The organism is Chryseobacterium rhizosphaerae (assembly GCF_003385455.1).
GTDB lineage: Bacteria > Bacteroidota > Bacteroidia > Flavobacteriales > Weeksellaceae > Chryseobacterium > Chryseobacterium rhizosphaerae.
This window is the reverse complement of sequence record NZ_QNUF01000044.1, coordinates 1-21,741: the sequence shown is the minus strand read 5'-3', so window position 1 is coordinate 21,741 and position 21,741 is coordinate 1. Positions and strand designations below refer to the sequence as shown.

Sequence of the window (21,741 nt, the reverse complement as noted above, 5' to 3'; positions counted from 1 at the left end):
TGAAAATACAATCCACTATGAATACACAGATAGGTAATAAGATAAGAAGACTACGGGAAAACAAGGGCTTTTCACAAGAAGAAATGGCTGAAAAATTGCAAATTTCACGCTCTGCCTACAGTAGAATAGAAGGTGGAGAGACAAATTCTTGGGTAAATCACATCGAAAAACTGTGCAAAGAACTTGATATGAAAGTTGAAGATCTACTTATCAATTCGGATAACAACATCAATACGAATCAGGACAATGCTTCTGCTGTACAGACCAATACTCATCAAGACACTCACATCACAATCAACCATCTTTCAGAAAAAGTAATAGAACTCTATGAAGAGCGCATCACTGAATTGAAAGAAAAAGTGAAGCAACTAGAAGCTGAATTAAAGAAATACAAAGATTAAATGACCATTATCATCACAGGAACATCGTCAGGAATTGGTTTTGCATTGGCCGAATATTTTGGTAAAAAAGGGAACAAAGTATATGGTTTAAGCCGAAAACATACGGAAAGTCAATACTTCAAGTCTATTCCAACGGATGTTACCGATAATACAGCTGTTCAGAATGCTATTACAGAAGTTTTAAAATCAGAAACAAGAATCGATGTTCTGATCAATAATGCAGGAATGGGAATGGTAGGCGCGGTGGAAGATTCTACCAAAGAGGATATTTTAAAATTATTCAGTCTGAATCTGGCAGGCCCTGTTCAGATGATGAGCGCTGTTCTTCCGAAAATGCGTGAGCATCAATTTGGAAAAATCATTAATGTTTCCAGTATCGGAAGTGAAATGGGACTTCCTTTCCGTGGTTTTTATTCAGCATCAAAATCGGCATTGGATAAAGTAACTGAAGCGATGAGGTATGAAGTTTATCCATGGAATATTGATGTTTGTTCTCTCCATTTGGGTGATATCAAAACCAATATTGCGGAGAACAGGGTGATGGCTCAGGTTTCAGAACCTTATGCAACTGTATTCGATAAGGTATATGCTTTAATGAATTCTCATGTCAATGATGGAACAGAACCTGTGGAAGTTGCAGAATATATAGAAAAGCTTTTAGGAAAAAATAAATGGAAAGCTCATTATTATTTTGGTAAATTCGGGCAGAAAATTGGAGTTCCGTTGAAATGGATTCTTCCCCAGGGAGTTTATGAGAATTTAATGAAGAAATATAATAAACTGGACTAGTTTCAGTTATTAAAAAGTTATTTATATTTTAAACGATTAAGGTATATTGAGTTGTTAAGAATGAGGATAAGTTTCGCTTATCCTGTTAATTTACTAAAGTCAGAGTGACTGTCTGTACCTCAAGATAATTCTTAATGATGTAAGCCCAGCTAAAATTGAAGTTATTTCTGAAAATATTTTTTGTACTGTTCTGCGTTTTTATCCAAGCGCAGAAAAAGCATTATTGGCTTATTGACACGGAAACAAAGGTTAAGAAAAAGGTCAAAGACTCGGCATCTGCTGTAAAGTTTCTGGATTCACTGGCACAGAACAATTATTTCTTCACGCAGCTGAAAGAGGTAAAAATAAAAGGAGACAGCACTGAAATTTTTTTCGACAAAGGCAAGAACTATAACGAAACTTATGTTGACCTCTCCGATTCTATCGTTCAGAAGCTAAAGGTTCAGAAAGATTTCTTCACCAAAAATTTAGATTCGACCAAAAAAAGCATCAACAAAAAATATATTGATGACGGTTATTCCTTCAGCAGGATTAAATCAAAATACAAAGGCAAAAAAAATGGATTTCCCGTTATAGAACTGGATATCAATAAAAATGATAAAAGAACGATTGACGGATTTGTAGTCAAAGGTTATGAAAGGGTTCCGAAAAGATTTATTAAAAATCTGGAAAAAGAATTTAAGGGAAAAACCTATGACGATAAAAACCTTATAGCTGTCAACAAAAGTTTTCAGAGCCATCCCTTTGTGACATTAGAACGCCAACCTCAGACTTTATTCACCAAAGATTCTACGAATATTTACCTGTTTCTGGAAAAGAAAAAAACCAATACTTTCGACGGGGTAATAGGTTTTGGAAATGATAAAACAAATAAGTTTACCTTAAACGGAACCATGAATGTGAACTTCAGAAATATGTTCAATGGTTTTGAAGCTATTAGCTTATACTGGCAGAGAAACCCGGATAGAGGGCAGACTTTTGACCTCCAGGTTGATATTCCTTATCTTTTCAAATCCAATATCGGACTGAATACAAAGGTGAATATTTACAGACAGGATTCTACTTTTGCCAATGTTAAATTCCTTCCTGCCTTTTATTACCACCTCAATAACCGGAATAAAGTCGGTCTGCGTGGAACTTTAGAAACTTCAAGTATTATCGATTCTTTATATACCCAGGGAAAGGATTATAACAAAAGAGGGATAGGAATCTGGTATGAGATGACAGAGCCTACTGACATTGATCTTTTCCTTTATAAAACAAAGATCAGTGCAGGATATGATTTTTTAACAACAACCTATACAAAAGATAACATCAAAGCGACCCAAAACCAGTTCTACTTTTATGGGGAGCACAATTACCATATTTCCGGAAATCATTTTCTTAATATAAAAGGTGAAGGCCGGATGATGGATTCTAAAATGGAATTTTCCACCAATGAATTATTCCGTTTTGGAGGCTGGAATTCCATGCGGGGTTTCAATGAGAACTCCCTTGCAGCAGATTATTTCTATTATGGAGGTTTAGAATACCGGTACTTAATTGGTAATCAGGCATTTTTCGACCTCTTCGGACAGTACGGACAGCTCAACAATAAATCACTGAATGTAAAGCCCAAACTCTATAGTGTCGGGCTTGGTTTTAATTTCTTTATCCCGATAGGACTGATGAGTTTCCAGCTTTCCAATGGTAATGAATTTGGAAATCCCTTTAAGTTCAACGATATTAAAATTCACTGGGGAATCCTGAGCAGATTCTAAAAATTCCTTTTTCCTTCGTTTTCGGAACTCTTTAATAAATAAAATAAAGTGAAAAATATCTTCTAAATATTGCTTCTTATTTTACCATTTTATTAATTATTATTGTTAAAAAATATTAAAATCGTATTTTTAATTTAACATAATATTAAAATACTGGTAATAATGTCAGGGTATATTTGCCTTCAAAAAAATGAAGAAGACTTTAGCTACTTTTGCAATTTCTCTGCTTCCTCTTTACTTTACAGCTCAGGAAATTAATATTTCAGGAAATGTAAAATCTGAAAACGGAACAAGTGTTTCCGGAGTCAATATCACTGACAAAAACACCGGTAAGACGGCAAAAACCGATGATCTTGGTAATTTCACCATCTCGGCTAATCCCAAAGATATTCTTGAATTTTATGCTCCGGACTTTTCTTTATACACTATAGAAGTTTCTTCAAAAAAACAGTATGCGGTGACCCTGAAAAAAGTAAATGAAAAACAACTTGAAGGTGTTGTTATCACAGCTTTGGGGATTGCAAAGAAGAAGGAAAAGATTGGGTATTCTACTCAGGAAGTAGGCACCAAACAGTTTGAAACGGTTACTACACCAAGTATAGGAAATTTATTTTCCGGTCAGGTAGCCGGTCTTAATGTATCCAATCCTACCGGAATGCAGCAGGCTCCGGATTTTACTTTAAGAGGAAACTCCAATCTGGTTTTTGTGATTGACGGGGTAATTGTAGAAAAAGAAGTTTTTCAAAACCTGGATCCAAACAATATTGAAAACATCAACGTTCTGAAGGGAGCTACCGCATCTGCATTATATGGTTCCAGAGGAAGGTATGGAGCTGTTCTTATTACCACTAAAAGTACTAAAAAGAAAGGCTTTTCTGTAGAATTCTCACAAAACACCATGATTACCGGAGGCTTTACCAATCTTCCGAAAACCCAAACTGAATACGGAAACGGATCCCATGGAAAGTATGAATTCTGGGATGGAGCAGATGGTGGTGTGAATGACGGAGATATGATCTGGGGTCCAAAATTCACTCCCGGACTTCAAATCGCACAATGGAACAGCCCTATAAGAGATAAAGTAACAGGGCAGATTGTCCCTTGGTATGGAGCCGTGACAGGAACCCAGTACAATGATAAATCAAGATATGAAAGAGTTCCCATCGACTGGAAGTACCATGATAATTTAAATACATTTCTGAAGCCGGCAGTTATCAACAATAACAACTTCTCTATAAGCTATAAAAACAATCAGGATATATACAGACTTTCGGGGAATTTCATGAATTATGATGACCGGGTTCCCAACTCTTATCTGCAGCGTTACGGTGTGAATTTTTCTTCGGAAAATCACTTAGGGGAAAAGCTGATCTTCAATACAAAATTTAATTTCAACCAGACCTTTACGCCGAGTACCCCCAATTATGACTACAATCCAAGCGGACATATGTATACCATTCTGATCTGGATGGGTGGTGATGTTGACGGAAATGCACTGAAAAATCATATGTGGGTTCCTGGAAAAGAAGGTACTTCACAGGCAAACTGGAATTATGCATGGTACAATAACCCATGGTTCGGAGCTGAATATTATAAGAATAAGAACAGAACCAATATCATCAATGCTCAGGCCGGTCTGGAATATAAGGCTACAAAAGATTTCTCCGTAAAAGGTAAGATATCTATTGTTGAAAACCACAATAAACAGGAAAAATTAAGTCCTTATTCTTATTTCAATTATGATGCTCCAAGAAGTGGAGGGTATATCCTTAATGATTCCAAAACATGGAACCTCAACTATGATGTATTGGCTACTTATAAGAAAAAGATATCTGAAAACTTTGATTTTACCATCAATGCCGGAGGTTCTACATTTTACTATAAAAATAATATAGACAATAAATCTACCGATGGACTGAAAGTTCCGGAACTGTATACGCTTGACAACTCTATTGGGGCTATAAAATATTACTCCTATCTTAAAGAAAAACTGATTTACAGTGCCTATTCAACCATTGATATCGGGTTATATAACGCCTTTTTCATCAATATTTCCGGGCGTAATGACTGGTCTTCTACGCTGCCTAAGGCTAACAGATCTTATTTCTATCCGTCAGCTTCCGTTAGTGCTGTCATTTCCAACCTTGTCAAAATGCCTGAAGCGATTAATCTCTTAAAGCTTTCCGCATCATGGGCAAAAGTAGCGTATGACTTTAAACCTTATTCTACCAGAAACTATTATGCAAATAACGAAGGAATTACCTTTAATGGAAATCCCACCTTTTATTACCCTACTATTCTTAATATTGAAAACTCTTTAAAGCCTGAACAAACCAAGTCTTATGAATTGGGAGTAAGCGCAGGGTTGTTCAAAAACAGGGTTAGCTTGGATGTCACGTATTTCAGAACTCTGGATTATAATAATATCCTTAAGTTCCCAAGTGCCCAGTCATCAGGTTTTACCTCTCAGTATGTCAACGGGAATGAATATACAACAAAAGGACTTGAAATTTCATTAGGATTAGTTCCGGTAAAAACCAAGGATTTCACTTGGAAATCACTGATCAACTGGAGTACTTATGAACAAAAGCTGACTTCCATTTATGATAATATGCCCAACTACAACAATATCAAGCTTGGCGAAAGAATGGACAGCTACTATGATTATACCTGGCAAAAATCTCCGGACGGGAAAGTTATCCTTGATGCAAAATCAGGTATGCCAACGAGAGCAAATGCACCGAGCAACTTAGGGCACTTCAACCCGGACTGGACTTTCGGATTTAATAACAACTTTAAATATAAAAAGATATCCTTAAATATTGGAATCGACGGAAGTATTGGTGGGATAATGAGATCTCAGGTAGTGGAAAAAATGTGGTGGGGAGGAAAACATCCTAACTCTACTGCTTACAGAGATCAGGAATATGCCAACCCGGGAACTTACTACTTCGTTCCGGACGGAGTGAATTATAATCCAACTACAGGACTTTACACCCCTCATACCAAAGCAATCAGTTTCCAGGATTGGGCACAAAATTACCCTTATCAGGCAAGAGTTACCCAGGATGAAAGTGATGTATTTGCCAATGTCTTTGACAGAACTTTTATCAAGCTAAGATCTGTCGTTCTGGAGTATGATTTTTCATCGTTACTCAATCCGAACGGAGTAATCAAAAGCTTTACCGCAAACATTTCGGCTTATAATCTGGCGATGTGGAAAAAATCTAAAAACCTTTATTCCGATCCTGACTTCCAGATCAAAACAGGCAGAGAAGGTGACATCAGTAATGATATCCAGGATCCTTCAAGCAGATGGTTTGGAATCGGATTTAATCTTAAATTTTAATTAAAGTACAGAATACAATGAAAAATAATATAAATGGTATCACTAAAACTGCATCGCAAAATGGTAACACTGCGAAATGGTTCACTCTAAAATCGCTGCTTATTGCCGGAGCTCTGGCATTAGTATCATGTGAATCCAGTCTTGATACGATCAATGAGAATCCAAATGATAAGGCTAGCGTAGATCCCAAAGTACTTCTGACCTATGTTTCAAAAGATGCTTTTCAGATAAACGGTGATAATATGTATGCTTCCCGAATGATGATCGGAACGGATGGCGAGAACACCTACCAGTATATGAAATGGAATGATACCTCTTTCGAAGTCTATACAAAAGGGCTTTTGAACACGGTAAAAATGATGCAGGAAGCTGAAAAAATCAACAATAAAAATTATGTGGCCATCGGTAAGTTCTACAGGGCCTATTATTTCTTTACTTTAAGTTTAAAAGTTGGGAGTATTCCTTACAGTGAAGCTATAAAAGGAGAATTTGGAATTACCCAGCCCAAGTATGACAGCCAGGAAGCTGTAATGTCCGGAATTTTATCTGAACTGAAAGAAGCCAGCAGCCTTATCAATTCCAATGATAAGATCGAAGGTGATATTGTCTATAACGGAGATGCTGCCAAGTGGAAAAAGCTGATCAATGCTTTCCGTCTGAAAATACTCATCACAATGTCTAAAAAAAGCACGGTTGGAAACTACAATATCGCCACAGAGTTTGCTTCTATTACAGGAAGCCAGCCTTTGATGACCTCCATTGCCGATAATGGTGAACTTAAGTTTGCAGATGCTGCGGACAGCCTGTACACTATGTTTAACAACAGTGGTTACGGATCTAGTTTATACATGGCTGATTATTTTATCAATATGTTCAAGACCAGACAGGACCCACGTTTGTTTACATTCGCAGCTCAGACTACCGGTGCAAAAGAAGCAGGAAAAGCAATTACTGATTTCACAGGATATAACGGAGGAGATCCTACCTCTTCTTATTCTGATAATGCAGCATTAATCACAGCAAAAAATATTTCTAAGGTAAATGACCGTTTTTATAAGGATCCTACCAATGAACCATCATCAGTTTTAAGCTACTCTGAACAGGAGTTTATTCTGGCCGAAGCTACAGCAAGAGGCTGGATTTCCGGATCGGCAAAAACACATTATGACAATGCCATTAAAGCAAGTTTCAGTTTTTACCAGACCTATGTAAAAAATCCTACCCAGTATTTTGCAGGGTTCAATGTGAATCAGTATTTGGCAACTCCATTGGTAGTTTACGATGATGCAGCTCCTCTACAAAATCAGCTGGAAAGAATTGTCACTCAAAAATACATGACCATGTTCCACCAGGCACAATGGACCTCGTATTATGATTATCTGAGAACAGGTTATCCAAATTACCCTCTGAAGACCGGAGTTCCTGCTCCATTCAGGTTCAGATATCCACAGTCTGAGTACAATTACAACAGTTCTAATCTAAAGTCTGCCCTTTCGGCACAATATGGAGGAAATGATAATATTAACTCCAAACCTTGGTGGCTTCAGTAAGATTTTAATTATTTTTATATTCAACAAGAAATCGCAGGAAAATCCTATTAACTTGCGGTTTCTTTCTTATTACGATTGAACATGAACAGAAGAGAATTTTTAGAAAAATCGAGCCTTTTATTGGCCGGATTAGGAACTTCAAGCGTTCTTCATCCTTCTATCTTAAAAGCTTTAGCCATTGAACCGGCGGCACTGTCTACTTTTTATGATGCAGAACATATTGTCATCCTGATGCAGGAAAACCGTTCTTTTGATCATGCTTTTGGTGCTCTTAAAGGAGTAAGGGGATTTTTAGATCAAAGGGCTTTTGTAAAACAGGACGGACAGTCTGTTTTTTTTCAAAAGGATAACAACGGAAAATATGCCGCTCCTGCCAGGCTGGATCTTAAAAATACAAAATCCACATGGATGAGCTCCCTACCCCATTCATGGTCTGATCAACAAAAAGCCTTAAACAAGAGAAAATATGACCAATGGCTTCAGTTCAAAGCCTCAGGAAATAAAGATTATAAAAACATCCCGCTTACTTTAGGATATTACAACCGTGAAGATCTCCCGTTCTATTATCAGCTAGCCGATGCATTTACTATATTCGATCAGTATTTCTGTTCTTCACTTACCGGAACTACTCCCAACCGTCTCTTCCATTGGTCGGGATCTCTTAGGGAACAGCAAAATGGTAAGGTAAAAGCCAATGTTTATAATGACAATATTGATTACGATAAGGCCAGGCAAGCCAAATGGAAAAGTTTTCCCGAAATTTTAGAAGAACAAAATGTTTCATGGCGGATTTATCAGAATGAAATAAGCCTGCCAAAAGGAATGTCCGGGGAGCAGGAAGCATGGCTAAGTAACTTCACAGATAATCCTATTGAATGGTTTTCAAATTTTAATGTTAAATTCTCAAAGGGGTATTTTCAAAATATTCCCAATATCATCAGCTATCTGAAAAAAGAGATTGAAAAAAATCCCGATCAGAAAATAAGACTTGAAGCTATCATTACTGAATTGCAGGAAGATCAGGTAAAATATCATCCTGATAATTATTCAAAACTTTCCCAAAAGGAAAAAAATCTTCACGAAAAAGCGTTTACCAACAATTCTAATGATCCTGATTTCTGGAATCTGGAAATTGGAAAAGATGAAAACGGAGAAAGATTAGTCGTTCCAAAAAGTGATGTCCTGTTCCAGTTCCGAAAGGATGTAGAGGAGAAAAAACTTCCCTTGGTCTCATGGCTGGTAGCGCCTGAACATTTTTCCGATCATCCGGGATCTCCATGGTATGGGGCATGGTATATTTCTGAGGTTTTAAATATTCTGACCAAAGATCCTGAAACCTGGAAAAAGACCATATTCATTATTAATTACGATGAAAACGACGGATATTTCGATCACGTCCTTCCTTTTGCGCCACCCGTAAATCCGAGTCAACCGGTTGATATGAATGGAAAAGAAGGAGTGGAATATGTGGACAAATCTCAGGAATATATGTCTAAGCTCTCATTACAGGACCATGAAAGAATTGAAGGTACCGTAGGTCTGGGATATAGAGTTCCTATGATCATTGCTTCGCCATGGACAAAGGGAGGTTTTGTGAATTCAGAAGTGTCGGATCATACTTCTGTACTGCAGTTTCTTGAAAATTTTATCAAGAAAAAATTCAAGAAAGATGTTCATGTGGACAATATCAGTGACTGGAGAAGAGCTGTTTGTGGAGATCTTACTTCTGCTTTTAACTATCTGAATCAAAAAGCTCCTCAAATGGACTATCTGAATCAAAAAGATTTTGCAAAAACCATTAATGCAGCCAAAAACAAACCAGTTCCTGATTTGAAATGGTATTCTGAAAATGAACTTAACCGTAATTTACTTGAGATTCAGGAAAGAGGTTTGAAACCATCAAATCCGCTTCCTTATCATTTCCATGTCAATTTAGAGGGAGAGCAAATTAAAATGACCAATTTAAAAGACAATGGTGTTCCTTTGCTGTTGTATGACAGAACCCAATTCAACAGTACAGATTATCATTTTTCATATGCTTTATATGCCAAACAGGAGTTATCGCACCCTGTACGTGCTGCTATCTATGATTATGAAGTTTTCGGTCCTAATGGATTTTTCAGAAAATTTAAAGGAAATTCCAACCCGGAAATAGAGGTTATGCTCATCAATCATACTCCCAAGAACCAGGTAGAGCTGATTTTCAGAAATAATCAAAAAAGAAATATTTCGATACATTTAGAAGACCTGTATGAGAAAAACAAGAAAACTATATCCCTGCATCAACCTGAAGAAAAAATACTGATTGATCTCAGTAAAAACAAAGGCTGGTATGATCTAAAAGTAACCATGGAAGATTATAGCTGGCATTTTGCAGGAAGAACAGAAACCGGAAAAGTTTCGATCTCAGATCCCCATTGGGCTTAAAATATTCTCAATAATTTCACAAAAATCCTGTACAAAACGTACAGGATTTTTTTCATATTACGCCTCACAAATTCTTTATTATTTCTCAATCATATTCAAATATTAAGATGTGGTATGTAATAATATAAAAAAACATATGTATTTTTTTCATAGTATGTTGAATTTTATTAATTTCACTCAACTAATTATTTACATCATGAAAAAATTAAAATTAACAATGACAATGTCTTTATTAGCAGTTGCTGTATCTACTACTATCAGTGCACAAGATACCAATACTGATAATCATACGATCACCATTTCAATTCCTGAAGTTGCCCTGGTTGACATTGAACCTGCTGCTACTAAAAACCTTACACTGGGATTCACAGCTCCTACTGAAGCCGGAAATCCTATTATTCCAAGTACTGCCAACACTACGCTTTGGCTTAATTATTCTTCTATCAAATCTGTTGCTGATCCTACACGTAACGTAACTGTAAGCCTTAATGCCATCATTCCTGGCGTAGATATTCACGTAACTGCAGCTGCAGCTACCGGATCTGGGGCAGGAACATTAGGACTATCTGCAGGATTATTAACATTAAGTGCAGCTGACCAAACTATTATTTCTGGTATTGGAAGTGCCTACACAGGTAATGGTGCCAATAACGGACATAATCTTACCTATGCTCTTGCTGCAGGAAGCGGGCCTGGGGGAGTCGCAGCTTATGCAGATTTACAGGCAACAGCCACTACAGTAGCTACCGTTACTTACACGATATCAGACAACTAGAATTTAAATAAAATTCAATTCTGTATTTCAAAAACAAGAAGAAATTGCCTGTCAGTTTCTTCCTGGTTTTGTATTATTTAATGATTTAATCCAAACTTTATATAATGATAAAGCGTATTCTTCTTTTTATCACCCTGATTTTGCAGTTTAGCTTTTTACATGCCGGCATTGTGATTCTCAACGGGCTTACGCATTCTTATAAAATAGAAAACGGAAAAGTTTACAAAGGGAAAATAGGTATCGAAAATACTGGAAATACGGCTCAAAGTGTAAAATTATTTTTGCAGGACTTCGCCTACAATGCCGATGGGACCACCCATTATACAGCATTACATACCAATAAAAGGACTAATGGTGACTGGATTAAACTGAATACAAATCTAATCACGCTGAAAGGGAAAGAAAAAACAGAGGTATTTTATGAAATCACCGTTCCTGATCAGGTGGTAGATCCGGGTAGTTACTGGAGTGTAGTGATCGTAGAACCTGTGGATGATATAAAGCCCAGTGATAATAAACCCGGAGTGAATATCACCTCTGTAATACGGTATGCTATTCAGGTCATCACAGACTATGAAACAGAAAAGGCCAAACCGGACCTTAAGTTTGAAAGTGTGAAAGTAGAAAAAGAAGATGGAAAGCAAACCGCAAAAATTGCCATAGCCAATAAAGGAAACCTTTACTGTAAACCAACAGCCTCTATTGAAATCTACAACCGTAAAACAGGAGAAAAATTGGGAACCTATGCAAGTTTAACAATGGGGCTACTCCCTTCTACCTCTAAAACATTTTACATCGATATCAGTAAAATACCACCGGATAAATACCGTGCTATGATAATGGCCACAGACGAGGAAGAGAATGCTTTTGCACTCAATGTGGATTTAGAAGTAAAAAATGATTAGAACTTGGACATTATTTATTACCCTACTCTTTTTCCCGGTATTTATTTTTTCTCAGAAGCAGTCAGAACGATTGATCAGTAAAAAAGATAGCCTAATGCCGGGAATGTCTACGTCTATTCCCTTTACATTAGAAAATAACTCGGATGAGAGCAAAATCTATGACATTTCAACTACTGTTTCAAATCCACTTATTACCCCAATTTTAGAAAAGGGAGAATTCCAGATTGCTCCTCATGAAACTTCAGTATATCTTGTTCCTTTACGCATTGCAGCAGAAACCGCCCAAGGTTTCTATTCAGTAACATTATATATTACAGACCGTCATACCGGAATATCCTTTGTAAAATCCTCAAAAATTGTAGTTTCCGGCAATAGAAAGCTATCTGTGACCGGATTAGATTCTCCCGAATTTATAAGGGCCGGGGAAACCATCCGTTCTTCTTTCCTTTTAAAAAATAATGGAAATGTAACTGAAGATATCATTCTGGAAAGCAAAAATGCCATTCTTGATCATGATGCATTACTGGTCTTAAACCCCAATGAGTCGAAGATCATTAGTATCCACAAAGTAACTAATCCGGAACTCCGGCAAAATGAGTTTCAAAACCTGAATCTGTCAGTCTATCCAAAAGGGAATCCTAAGGAAAATCAAAGTATCTACGTAAGTACTCAGGTTATCGCTGTAAAGCCCACAGAAAATGACATTTACCACAGACTTCCCGTGTCTGCCTCCCTATCCTTTATCGGAATGCAGAATATGGGTGTTTACAATGACGGTTTCCAGGGAGAGATTTATGGTAAGGGAACCCTGGATAAAGAAAATAAAAACCAGATTGAGTTTCGTGCCGTCACACACAATCCTATAGAATTTAATACCTTCACCCAATATGAAGAATATTTTGTAAACTATAAACGGGATAACTTTTTTGTTCACCTTGGTGATAAAACTTATGCTTCATCCTATTTAACGGAGTTTGCAAGATATGGCCGCGGAGCGGAAATCCGATATGACTTGAATAAAGTAAGTCTGGGTGGTTTCTATAATCATCCCCGGTTTTTCAGAGATATTAAAGATGAGTTTAATATCTATTCAGCCTTCAGGATCCGAAAAGAATCAGAACTGTATGTAGGATATCTTTATAAAACTCCAAGAGAAGGGGAAATCAATTACAGTAATGTAAAATTAGACTCTGACGCTCATCTTCCTTATGCTAAGGGAAAATTTAAAATTTCAAGAAACATTAACCTTTCCGGAGAGTTTGCCTACAGTACCACCAAAAAAACAGACGGAACAGCTTATATGCTACAGGCTGAAGCTATTTTTGAAAGGTTCAACGGAAATGTAATGTATATCAAAGCAAGCCCGGACTTTGCAGGGTATTTTACAAATACCGATACCTTTAACGGCAACATTTATTATAATATTTCCAAAAAGTTAAGTGTTTTCGTTAATTATATGCAGGATGCCAAAAATTTTCAGCGAGATACCTTGCTACTGGCTGCACCTTACAGAAAATACTTCCAATATGGAGTGCAATATAAATATCTTCCTACTGGTTTCATTGTGCTTAATAACGGATATCAAACCTATCAGGATCGTTTGGAACCCAGACAGTTTGATTATTATGAGCGATACTTCAAGGTAAGTATCAATCAGCAGATTGGCATATTTCAGATGAATCTTGAAGGGCAGTTTGGTAAAACGGATAATTATCTGACAGGGTTGAATGGGGATTCCAGTTTTTACTCCGCCAATTTCTCATTTCAAAAATTCAAAACATCTTTTAATCTATTTGGAAGCTATGCGATCACTTCAAGGTATCAGCTACAAAATCAAAAGATCTTTTATTACGGAGCCAGAATCTTCAGTCAGTTTTCTGATAAAACCAACCTAAGTCTTTTTTACCAGAACAATTATATGCCTGAAGAATATTTCAAAGACAGAAATTTATTTGAGCTTCTGTTCCATCAGCAGTTATTTTCCGGCCATGAGGTTGACCTTTCGGGAAGATATTCACTGCAAAGAGGAGAAATAGGAAATAAAGATTTTATATTTTCAATGCGTTATACCTGGCGTCCTAATATTCCAGTGCAAAAAACCGCCGAATACATTACTTTATCCGGAAATATCAGTAATCTGGGGATAAAAAAGACAGAGGGGATAAGATTAATGCTTGGAAGCTATTTATCAATTACGGATAAAGAGGGAAACTACTTATTTAAAAATGTGATTCCCGGTAATTATTTCCTGGAAATAGACCGTTCCACCACAGAAATTAATGATATCCCTACGTTGGCATTTCCAGCAGCACTTTCGCTTATTAATAAAGAAAATATCTTTAATTTCGGATTAACTACAGCAGCCAGTGTACAGGGTCATATTCAGTTTGTAGAAACAGCGGACAAAGACCAGACAGGTATTTCTGAATGGCTAGCTAAAAAAGATAGGAAGAAAAAGGAAAGTATCATTATAGAAGCGATCAGCAATGATCAGACCTACCGTAAAATCTGTTTTATAGGTGAGGATTTTGACTTTACTTATCTCCGCCCGGGTGACTGGACAGTGAAAGTGTATCGAAACGGTCTTGATAAGCTTTATAAAATTTCCACCAATAAATTCCAGTTTACTTTAAAACCTTCTGAAACAAAAAAGCTAAGCATTCACGTTGTCAAACAGCAGATAGAAATCAAGTATCAGCAGGAGTCCTTAAAAGTAGGTTATAATGAAATAAAAAAGAAGAAATGATGATGATCCGTTCCATAGCATTAATAACATTCTTTATTCTATCCGGTTCAGTATATTCCCAGACCGCTACCAGTACTGTTACCCTAACTTTACCTGTAGTAACGTTAATGGATGTTGAACCTACAGGAAATTTTACGTTGAATTTCACAGCCCCTACCGAGGCTGGAAATGCTCTGGGCAATCCGACTCCCAATACATCAAAATGGATCAATTATACTTCTGCTATTGCTCCCGGAGGACTTACCAGAAAAATTACAGCATCTGTAAGTAAAGTGATTGATGGTGTCAATATAAGACTACAGGCTGCTGCTGCTTCCGGAGCAGGAGGAGGAACATTGGGAACTTCTTCAGGCCAGGTTACTCTTACGGTCACACCTGTTACCATTATTAGTGGTATTGGAGGTGCTTACACGGGGAATGGGGCAAACAACGGTCATAGACTTACCATTTCATTAGTTACGGGTAATTATGCTCTTTTACTGCCACAGGCCAATACGGCGGTTACCATTGTTTATACCATCACTGAATAAAAATTGAAAAATGAAAATCAAGAGTCGCTTTCTCAGAGAAATACGCTTACAAAAATATATATACCTTACTGCTTTCACAATGAGCAGTTACCTGAGTGCGCAAACCATAAATGCCAGTGGAAGTGGCTGGACCGTAAGCGTACCTTCTATTACTGAAGCAGGAAATAATTATGCCGGAACTTATGAGAGTGCCACTAACATCACAACAATATCCGGATTTCTACCGGGATCTTTCTTAAATCTTCTTTCAAGTGGAGCTGCCAAGGTCAGTATGCATTATAATCCTGTTTCCTGGAACAGTGCGCTGCATCTTTACACAAGAAGAAGCGGAGGAAGTACTGTTATTAATGGACTTTGTATTCTTTGTACTGCAACGATCAACGGAGGAACTACTTATCTGGAAATCCCCCCAACAACGGATACATCATTTTTTACAATAAACTTTACCGGAGTTTTAGGACTTGGTAACAGTGTCAATTTCTCAGCAATTAATGTACAGTTTCAGATAAGCGGTGTTTCTGTAGTCATTCCTGCCAAAGCATATAGTGCACAAGTAGTTTTTACCATAGGTCCAAATTAATTTTTTTAACCCAGTCTTTTAATAACATATGTAGAAAGTCAGTCCTATAATTCTGATCGTTAATTATGAGATCCATATAAAAAAGTCCTTCATCAAATGATAAAGGACTTTTTTGTATATAATTTTTTATTAATGCTTCGCCCACCAGAGAGGTGTTAAAACAGCATCAGCTCCTCCAAGCAACTGCACTGCTTTATCATAACCGGTTTGGTCAGTATTTCTGAATGTACTAGGATATCTTAATCTTTGTGGAAAATTCTGAATAGAATTAGTCATATAGTTTCCTGAATTTAAATTAGGTAAATTCACCAATGGGGTTTCCACGGCCGGATTTTCAAAGAATGGCAATCCTAATCTCCTCTGATCATTCCAGGCTTCTAGCGGAAGCCAAGGTGTATTGGCTAAATATTTTTGTGTGATGATCTTCGTTAGCTTATCATTTTTAACTGATCCGTTTTTGTAAATAGTATTCACAGGATATTTAATATCAACAGAAACCAGATTACCCGTTGCAGGATCTTTATATTTCATGCTATGACTCGCTCCGGGTTCTGTTATATGAGTATAAGAAACAGAAGTTCCGTCACGGTTGTAATCTGTGGAAGCAATATACTGTCCATAGAATTGTGATACTCCATTATAAGTAAAGCTGTCCTGTATTCCTTTATTATAAGCAGCTTCGTCACTCATTGGAACAGACCATCCTTTTAAAGCAGCTTCTGCCATAAGGAAATACGTTTCCCAGCTTGCAAAAAATATCCTGGAGTTTTTACTTTCTCTGTATTGCTTACCTAATGCAGGCATACATCCCACGACATTTCTTAATGCATTTCGCTGTCCTTTTACCCCCCAGTTTCCAATGGTATAAGCATTCCAGGTATTCACGGTATTGATTGTGATTTTAGAATTATCTGCAAAAGTAAGATCACCATAATTGGTGGTAGCCTGGTTAGTGTAGGTTGGATAAAGAGAATAAACAGGACTTGTCAAATCACCCGGAATATAGAATGTTTTATAAGCTCTTGGGTCAATTTTATTAGGGAGCCCATCCAGCCAATATCCGGCACTAGGATCATTTGTCATTGTCGTAAACTGCTGATCATATTTTATTCCCACATAATCAGGGGCTTTCACAGCAGTATGCTGGGCTGAAGGTAGCTGATCCGTAGAATTAATTCCTCCTAATCCAATATACATATTATTGAGCGTCGCTGATAAGATCTGGGAATTCCATTCTCTGGACATTACCCCTGACAAAGGATCCCATCCTGTTTTTTCTGCTACGGTAAAATTATCTGTACTTGTAGCGATAATCATGTTTGAATTAGCTGCTGCTTCAAACTCAGCTTTTGCTTTTGCAGGATCTACTTCGGCAATTCTCATGGCAATTCTCATTCTCATAGAATTGGCATATTTTACCCATTTACTCCAATTAAAACCATATACCATATCATAAGCATTGGGATTATTTGGAACACCTTGATTGGTATCCATTTTAGCTACGGCATCTTTCAGTTCATCCAAAATAAAATAGTAAACATCCTTTTCAGAATTAAAAGTTGGATTTACTCCCTGAAATGCCTGGATAGGCTGTGGTCCAAAATTATCAGAAAATTCACTCATTAAGTAAGCTCTCCAAATTCTCGACATTTGAATGATATTGTCATAATAGGGTTTATTCTGTCCATTAGCCTTTTTTTCATTGGCAATCTGAATAGCCGCATTCACATTGTTCTGCCATTCGGAAATATATTTCCAATATTCAGAAGTCCAGGAATCGTCATATGATCCTCCGGCGATTCCTGTAGTCAGATGTTGTCTCGCTGCAGTTTTCCAATAAAGAACAAAAACGCGTTCTGCAATATTGGGATCCTGCTGCGCTCCTAAAATGGAGTTATTTAGAAAATATTCCGGTTCAGATTTACTGATATCAACAGAATATGGATCTTTATTAATGTCTTCAAAATCATTACATGCAGTACAACATGCAGCCAATGTTATTAAAGATAAAATATATTTTTTCATGATGTTAATTTTGAAAGTTAAAAGCCTAATGTAATAGTGAACAGGTAAGATCGCGTAGTAGGAAATGCCATATTTTCAAATCCTACAGCATTTGAATTGATGGCAAATACAGATTCCGGATCTATTCCTTTTGCTTTGCTGTATATCATCCATACATTATTCGCCGTGAACGAGACTTTAGCGCTTTGTAAAGCTAATTTCTGAAAAATACTTTTTGGGAAACTATAAGAGACCTGAATATTTCTTAACCTGATATTGGTAGCATCATAAATATTTTGCTCTGTGATTCCAAGATTACCGGTTGTAACAGCAGCCCAATAATCCTGCTGTGTAATTTCTTTAGTATTGGATGTATATCCTCCTCCGTTCTGTTGTACTACTGCGTCAACAACAAAATTGTCTCTCTTTCCACCTGGAGCAGTATCTTCCGCAAGACCAGCTCTCTGTAATGCAAATTGGGTCGCTGAGAAGAATTTACCTCCAATCCTTCCATCGATAAGAAAGGAAAGTCCAAAGTTTTTATATACAAAACTATTGGTAAACCCAAACAAAGCTCTAGGAGTCTGATCTCCTAAAAAATGTTGGTCAGAAGTACCTTGAGGTAAACCATTCTGCCCAACGATAAGTTTTCCAAAATAGGGACTATTAGGATCCTCTACCCTTAAAAACTTCGTTCCGTAGATAGCCCCATAAGGCTTTCCAACTGCCGAAAAGAAAGTAACATTATCAAATCCTCCTAATGGGTAATTTAAAACATCACCATTAATTTCATCAACTACACTCTTTAATTTTGAGAAATTGGCATTTACGTTCCACGTAAAATTCTCATTTTTAAAAACATCTGTATTCAGAACAAACTCAAATCCACTATTATTGAGTCCTCCTGAACTTATTTTTGCCTTTTCATATCCTGAAAGCGGGTTCATTGGCAAATCAATTAATTGTCCGGTAGCACTATTATGGAAGTAGCTAACATCTAAAGAAATCCTATTGAAGAATTTAAGATCTGTTCCTACTTCAAATGTTTTTAGCTTCTCTGCCTGTAAATTAGCATTATAAAGTATTTTTTTTCTGCTAAGTGTAATATGTCCATTGGGATCTGTAGAGAGTGCATAGTTATTGTATAATTCATAAGGCTCTAAAGAATTTCCTGTTACTGCATAAGCTGCACGTAACTTAGCAAAACTCAACATGTTAGAACTAAACCCATTCAGTTTATTTAACATATCAGTTAAAACCAAAGATGAGCTAATGGAATTGTATATGTAAGATCTATTCTCAATACTTAAAGTGGAAGACCAATCAGTCCTTGTTGTCGCATTCACAAACCAATATCCATCATAGTTGATCTCTGCTGCTGCAAATACCGAATTAATTTTCTTCCAAAGGTCAATTTCAGTATTAGCTGCTGCTGCATTATCACTTGTATTTTTTACATTAAACGCATTAGGAACTATAAGATTTTGGGTACTAAAATACATAGCCTTGGTCCTCGTTTCCATCATTTGACCATATATAGAAAATGATCCACCCCATTTTCCAAATAAATTATCTTTTTTAGCTGTAAGACTTGCTATATAATTATTTTCATAAAACTTTTCTTCACTGGTTGCATAAGAGTTTTTACGTGAAGATCCAGTCCAAACTCTGGCATCTGCATTTAATGCATAAAAATCAGTACCTAATCTTACGTCTCCACTCAACCAATCGTTGAACTGATATTTAAGATATCCATTTAACAAAAAACGATCTTTTTTATCAGCGTTAAGACTATTATAAGCAGACCAATAAGGATTAATACCATTAGGAGTAATCCAACGAGATGTTACTTCATTTTGAGTTTGTCCTTCACGATAATCTCTTATATTAATATTTTGGGGCATTAATAAAATAGCAGGATAATAATTACCATCTCCCTGTCCACCAGATGGTCTGTTATTAGCTTTTGTACTAATATATTGAACCTTCATTTCTGTTGTCCATCTTTTACTAGCACCGAAAGTAGAATTCATTTTAGCCGTAAAATTAAATCTCTCGTATTTAGAATTAGGAATCTGACTATTATCATTCAAATAAGCCGCAGAAGTATATAAACTTGTACCTTCCCCCAAATTTCCCTGAAAACTCAGATTGTGTTGTGAATTAACGCCTGTTTTAAAAAAATTATCAAGGTTATCATACCTTTGCATAGATTCAGTAAAAGCAGGTCCCCACGAGGTAGTATTATCACTATTTGCAGGGTTAGGCAGCCCATTACTACCCTGGGTGAAACTATGTTGCATTTTAGGTTTCATAAAAATGGTTTCAAATCCTAAGCTTGTAGAATATGAAATGCCCACTCCTCCTTTTTTCTTACCACTCTTCGTTGTAATCAAAATAACTCCATTTCCTCCCCTTGAACCATACAGTGCAGAAGCGGCCCCCCCTTTCAGTACAGAAATACTTTCAATATCTTCAGCATTAAGGTCGCTTAATCCATTTCCCATATCCAGATCCGGATTCCAAAAATCATTATTAAAGACTCCATCCTGTTGTTTTGGTTTCGCCCCTGTACTATTACTCAATGGCACTCCATCTACTACAATAAGAGGCTGATTATCGCCCTTAAATGAATTAAACCCCCTAAGGTTTATTTTAGAGGAAGATCCCGGCCCAAAGCCAGCCTTTATGACTTGGAGACCTGCAACTTTACCAACTAGAGCATTAGTAACATTCGTTTCTTTAGCCTCTACTAAGGTTTGTCCTTTTACGTCTTGGAAAGAATATCCCAAAGCTTTCTTCTCCTTTTTAACACCATAAGCTGTTACAACGATCTCATCAATTTTCGAAGCTTTAGTTGAGTCAGTATTCTGTGCATACAACCCATTAAAGCAAAAAAATACAGACGGGAGAAGTCCTATCTTAAATATTGTTCTGTTCATATAATACATAATGATTTGAACAAATATAATATTTTAACAGTATTTAATAGTATACCATTAAAAATTAAATAATATACATGAAAATAATATTGATTTAATGGGAGTTATCTAAATAAAAGTTAATGATTTCCGGGTATATATAAGGGAAAATTGAAGATTTATAAATGCGAAAAACGTTTGAGAACTATAGAAAATTAAGAAATTAAAAAAAGAAAAGAAAATTAGAGTTATCTAAAAAAATAGAAATCTATTTATTGATAATTGGAATGATGAATAATCAGTTGAAAGTTAAGAGTTAAGAGTGTGCGGTATTACTTTATCATACTCCTTTCCCTTGTCATCCCGTAGGGATCTCAGTATTGAACTTCAACATATGTTCTAATGAGTTAAGAATGATGAATAGTGAATGATCAATGACTGACTCCTGATTGGAAAAGTTAGCTTATCCAGAATATGGATATTCAATAGGGACGGGCTTTAGCCCGTTCTTATAAAAATACCAAAACAATCCATTGGCTTTAGCCCAAACATAATCCAGTATAATTATCTTGCGTACATCATCATTCTTAAGTTTGGGCTAAAGCCCTATTTGAGAATCGTCTTTTGTAAATGGGCTAAAGCCCATTTCTATTGAATAATGAAATGAGTCCCAGAAATAATAAATGAGGAGTGATAAGTTATAAATAGCGAATGGTCAATGATTGACTCCTGATTGGAAAGTTGCAAAAATTAGTTTATCCAGGATATGGATATTCAGTGGGGACAGGCTTTAACCTGTTCTTTATAAAAATAGAAAAGAGTTCAGACTTGAGTGCTAAGGGCTGATAGTTAGGAGTTGAGGGTTGACAGTGCTATCACCTATTACCTAAGTTGGGTATAAAGCAAAAAAAAATCCTCTATCTTGCGATAAAGGATTTTTTAAAAATAAAATAAAAACTGGCGGCGGCCTACTCTCCCGCGTTAGCAGTACCATCGGCGCTGGT

13 protein-coding genes are annotated in these 21,741 nt (G+C 36.5%); 11 read left to right on the top strand and 2 right to left on the bottom strand.

Features of this window, described 5'->3' with window-relative positions; genetic code table 11:
* Positions 1–17 precede the first annotated feature (17 nt).
* From DRF57_RS22455 to DRF57_RS22405, 11 genes are all read left to right on the top strand, one after another.
* The gene (locus tag DRF57_RS22455) at positions 18–401 is read left to right on the top strand and encodes a helix-turn-helix domain-containing protein (RefSeq protein WP_115920967.1); all 384 of its coding nucleotides are present in this window, start codon (positions 18–20) and stop codon (positions 399–401) included.
* Complete coding sequence (locus DRF57_RS22450) at positions 402–1,190, top strand: SDR family oxidoreductase (RefSeq protein ID WP_115920966.1); 789 nt, start codon at positions 402–404, stop codon at positions 1,188–1,190.
* Positions 1,191–1,345: 155 nt separating this feature from the next.
* Positions 1,346–2,950, top strand: coding sequence for an autotransporter assembly complex protein TamA (locus tag DRF57_RS22445; protein ID WP_052188599.1), 1,605 nt, complete (start codon positions 1,346–1,348; stop codon positions 2,948–2,950).
* 190 nt (positions 2,951–3,140) lie between these two features.
* Positions 3,141–6,299, top strand: coding sequence for a SusC/RagA family TonB-linked outer membrane protein (locus DRF57_RS22440; protein ID WP_115920964.1), 3,159 nt, complete (start codon positions 3,141–3,143; stop codon positions 6,297–6,299).
* A gap of 17 nt (positions 6,300–6,316) precedes the next feature.
* A complete protein-coding gene (locus DRF57_RS22435; protein ID WP_115920962.1) occupies positions 6,317–7,849 on the top strand; it encodes a SusD/RagB family nutrient-binding outer membrane lipoprotein in 1,533 nt (510 codons plus the stop codon).
* 81 nt (positions 7,850–7,930) lie between these two features.
* A complete protein-coding gene (locus DRF57_RS22430; RefSeq protein ID WP_115920960.1) occupies positions 7,931–10,276 on the top strand; it encodes a phosphocholine-specific phospholipase C in 2,346 nt (781 codons plus the stop codon).
* 196 nt (positions 10,277–10,472) lie between these two features.
* Positions 10,473–11,051 (top strand): hypothetical protein, encoded by a 579-nt coding sequence (locus DRF57_RS22425; protein WP_115920958.1) that lies wholly within the window; start codon positions 10,473–10,475, stop codon positions 11,049–11,051.
* A gap of 104 nt (positions 11,052–11,155) precedes the next feature.
* Positions 11,156–11,956 (top strand): WxL protein host-binding domain-containing protein, encoded by an 801-nt coding sequence (locus tag DRF57_RS22420; protein WP_047488560.1) that lies wholly within the window; start codon positions 11,156–11,158, stop codon positions 11,954–11,956.
* Positions 11,949–14,702, top strand: a complete 2,754-nt coding sequence (locus DRF57_RS22415) for a COG1470 family protein (RefSeq protein WP_115920956.1) — start codon at positions 11,949–11,951, stop codon at positions 14,700–14,702. The genes DRF57_RS22420 and DRF57_RS22415 overlap by 8 nt, the downstream gene beginning before the upstream one ends.
* On the top strand, positions 14,699–15,232 hold the full coding sequence (locus DRF57_RS22410) for a hypothetical protein (RefSeq protein ID WP_115920954.1): 534 nt from the start codon (positions 14,699–14,701) through the stop codon (positions 15,230–15,232). The genes DRF57_RS22415 and DRF57_RS22410 overlap by 4 nt, the downstream gene beginning before the upstream one ends.
* Positions 15,233–15,242: 10 nt before the next feature.
* A complete protein-coding gene (locus DRF57_RS22405; protein ID WP_123863375.1) occupies positions 15,243–15,812 on the top strand; it encodes a hypothetical protein in 570 nt (189 codons plus the stop codon).
* Between the two features lie 129 nt (positions 15,813–15,941).
* On the opposite strand, the gene DRF57_RS22400 is transcribed toward DRF57_RS22405, so the two are convergent.
* Positions 15,942–17,837, bottom strand: a complete 1,896-nt coding sequence (locus DRF57_RS22400) for a SusD/RagB family nutrient-binding outer membrane lipoprotein (protein ID WP_115920950.1) — start codon at positions 17,835–17,837, stop codon at positions 15,942–15,944.
* A 17-nt stretch (positions 17,838–17,854) separates the two neighbouring features.
* Complete coding sequence (locus tag DRF57_RS22395) at positions 17,855–20,758, bottom strand: SusC/RagA family TonB-linked outer membrane protein (protein WP_115920948.1); 2,904 nt, start codon at positions 20,756–20,758, stop codon at positions 17,855–17,857.
* Positions 20,759–21,741: the final 983 nt, after the last annotated feature.

Excerpts from the sequence above, each read along its gene's own strand:
- DRF57_RS22410 (WP_115920954.1), top strand. The coding sequence starts at position 14,699 with ATGATGATGATCCGTTCCATAGCATTAATAACATTCTTTATTCTATCC.
- DRF57_RS22425 (WP_115920958.1), top strand. The coding sequence starts at position 10,473 with ATGAAAAAATTAAAATTAACAATGACAATGTCTTTATTAGCAGTTGCT.
- DRF57_RS22440 (WP_115920964.1), top strand. The coding sequence starts at position 3,141 with ATGAAGAAGACTTTAGCTACTTTTGCAATTTCTCTGCTTCCTCTTTAC.
- DRF57_RS22395 (WP_115920948.1), bottom strand. The coding sequence starts at position 20,758 with ATGAACAGAACAATATTTAAGATAGGACTTCTCCCGTCTGTATTTTTT.
- DRF57_RS22400 (WP_115920950.1), bottom strand. The coding sequence starts at position 17,837 with ATGAAAAAATATATTTTATCTTTAATAACATTGGCTGCATGTTGTACT.
- DRF57_RS22420 (WP_047488560.1), top strand. The coding sequence starts at position 11,156 with ATGATAAAGCGTATTCTTCTTTTTATCACCCTGATTTTGCAGTTTAGC.
- DRF57_RS22415 (WP_115920956.1), top strand. The coding sequence starts at position 11,949 with ATGATTAGAACTTGGACATTATTTATTACCCTACTCTTTTTCCCGGTA.
- DRF57_RS22455 (WP_115920967.1), top strand. The coding sequence starts at position 18 with ATGAATACACAGATAGGTAATAAGATAAGAAGACTACGGGAAAACAAG.
- DRF57_RS22435 (WP_115920962.1), top strand. The coding sequence starts at position 6,317 with ATGAAAAATAATATAAATGGTATCACTAAAACTGCATCGCAAAATGGT.
- DRF57_RS22405 (WP_123863375.1), top strand. The coding sequence starts at position 15,243 with ATGAAAATCAAGAGTCGCTTTCTCAGAGAAATACGCTTACAAAAATAT.
- DRF57_RS22450 (WP_115920966.1), top strand. The coding sequence starts at position 402 with ATGACCATTATCATCACAGGAACATCGTCAGGAATTGGTTTTGCATTG.
- DRF57_RS22430 (WP_115920960.1), top strand. The coding sequence starts at position 7,931 with ATGAACAGAAGAGAATTTTTAGAAAAATCGAGCCTTTTATTGGCCGGA.